Raw genomic sequence first — 2,080 nt, 5'->3', positions numbered from 1 at the left:
CCGGCTCCCGCCGCCCCGGCTCCGACGCAGGTCGCCGCCCCGGTCGCGCCCCCCGCTCCGGCGGCCCCCGCGCCCGCTCCGGTCGCTCCGGCTCCGGTCGCGGCTCCCGCCGCCCCGGCTCCGGCCGTCCCCTCCGGCGATGTCTATGTGACCCCCCTGGTCCGTAAGCTCGCCGCCGAGAACAGCGTGGACCTGTCCTCGGTCCGGGGCTCGGGCGTCGGCGGCCGTATCCGCAAGCAGGACGTCATCACCGCCGCCGAGGCCGCCAAGGCCGCCGCGCAGGCGCAGGCCCCGGCTCCGGCCCAGGCCGCCGCGGTGCAGGCACCGGCCCTTGAGGTCTCCCCGCTGCGCGGGCAGACGGTCAAGATGACCCGGATGCGCAAGCTCATCGGCGACAACATGATGAAGGCGCTGCACAGCCAGGCCCAGCTGACCTCGGTCGTCGAGGTCGACATCACCAAGCTGATGAAGCTGCGCGCCCAGGCGAAGAACAGCTTCGCGGCCCGTGAGGGCGTCAAGCTCTCCCCGATGCCGTTCTTCGTCAAGGCCGCCGCCCAGGCGCTGAAGGCCCACCCGATCGTCAACGCCCGGATCAACGAGGACGAGGGCACCATCACGTACTTCGACTCGGAGAACATCGGCATCGCCGTGGACTCCGAGAAGGGTCTGATGACGCCGGTCATCAAGGGCGCGGGCGATCTGAACATCGCCGGCATCGCCAAGAAGACCGCCGAGCTGGCCGGGGCCGTGCGCTCCAACAAGATCCGCCCCGACGACCTCGCGGGCGCGACCTTCACGATCAGCAACACCGGTTCGCGCGGTGCGCTCTTCGACACGGTCATCGTTCCGCCGAACCAGGCCGCCATCCTGGGCATCGGCGCCACGGTCAAGCGTCCGGCGGTCATCGAGACCGCCGAGGGCACCGTCATCGGCGTCCGTGACATGACGTATCTGTCGCTCTCCTACGACCACCGTCTGGTGGACGGCGCGGACGCCGCCCGCTATCTGACGGCCGTCAAGGCGATCCTCGAAGCAGGCGAATTCGAGGTCGAGCTGGGCCTCTGAGGCCCCGCAGCACCGATGTGACAGGACGCCCCGCCCGGGAACACTCCGGGTGGGGCGTTCCGCGTTCTCCCCAGCCCCGTCCCCGTAGGCTGTACCCGCCTCGAAGGAGCCCCCACATGACCCCGCCCGTCGTCCAATCGCTGCGGGAGCAGATCCGCGCCCACATCGTGGAGGGGATCGTCAGCGGGCGCTGGAAGCCGGGGGAACGGATCGTGGAGCGGGGCATCGCCACCGAGCTCCAGGTGTCCCAGACGCCCGTCCGGGAGGCGCTGCGGGAGCTGGAGAGCCTGCGGCTGATCGAGTCCGCGCCGAACAAGGGCGTACGGGTCCGCAATCTCACGGCGGCGGATCTGGAGGAGAGCTACCCGGTCCGGGCGGGTCTTGAGCAGATCGCCGCCGAGCTGGCGGCGGACCGGCTGGCCGAGGACTGCTCGACGCTGGAGCCGCATGTCACCGCCTTGTACGCGGCGGACCGGGCGGCCGACTCGGCGGGCCAGGTGCGGCACACGGTCGCCTTCCACCGCGAGCTGGTCCGCGCCGCCGGGAACGCGGTGCTGCTGCACACCTGGGAGGGGCTGGGGATCGAGGTCTTCACGGCGCTGTCGATCCGCTGGCTGGGGACGGTCCAGCAGTCGTACGCGGAGGAGCACCAGGCCCTGGTGGAGGCGTTCAAGCGCCGGGATCCGGACATCGGCCCCCTGGTCAAGGCCCATGTACTGGGCTGCGCCCCCCGGGCCTGAACCCCCACGGCACCCCCACGGCACTCCCGCCGACTCCACAGCACCCCCGCCGACCCCACGGCACCCCCGCCGAGCCCGGGACCACGCACCCACGCACCCACGCACCCACGCACCCACGCGCCCCAGGGGCGTGCACCCCAGGGGCCGGCCGACACCACACAGCGCAAGCGCCCCCCACCCTCTCCGTTCCGAAACTTGCGGCACCGCGTGCCCTTTTTCGCGGCACGGAATGCCAATTTCGCCCTCTGGAGCACTTTTGTCCGCCAATACTTTGA

Annotated in this window: 2 protein-coding genes; both read left to right on the top strand. The window is 71.5% G+C overall.

Annotated elements, in window-relative coordinates; translation table 11 throughout:
- The coding region (gene sucB / locus FF041_RS17335; protein WP_153523642.1) for a 2-oxoglutarate dehydrogenase, E2 component, dihydrolipoamide succinyltransferase at positions 1 to 1,065 on the top strand (1,065 nt) is incomplete at its 5' end.
- 116 nt (positions 1,066 to 1,181) lie between these two features.
- On the top strand, positions 1,182 to 1,805 hold the full coding sequence (locus tag FF041_RS17330) for a GntR family transcriptional regulator (protein ID WP_153483251.1): 624 nt from the start codon (positions 1,182 to 1,184) through the stop codon (positions 1,803 to 1,805).
- Positions 1,806 to 2,080 lie beyond the last annotated feature (275 nt).

The sequence above is a fragment of the Streptomyces jumonjinensis genome (assembly GCF_009600885.1).
Lineage (GTDB): Bacteria > Actinomycetota > Actinomycetes > Streptomycetales > Streptomycetaceae > Streptomyces > Streptomyces jumonjinensis.
This window is presented reverse-complemented; position numbering and strand designations above follow the sequence as displayed.

Bases quoted from the DNA above. Each gene is read 5' to 3' on its own strand.
- FF041_RS17330 (WP_153483251.1), top strand. From the start codon at position 1,182: ATGACCCCGCCCGTCGTCCAATCGCTGCGGGAGCAGATCCGCGCCCAC.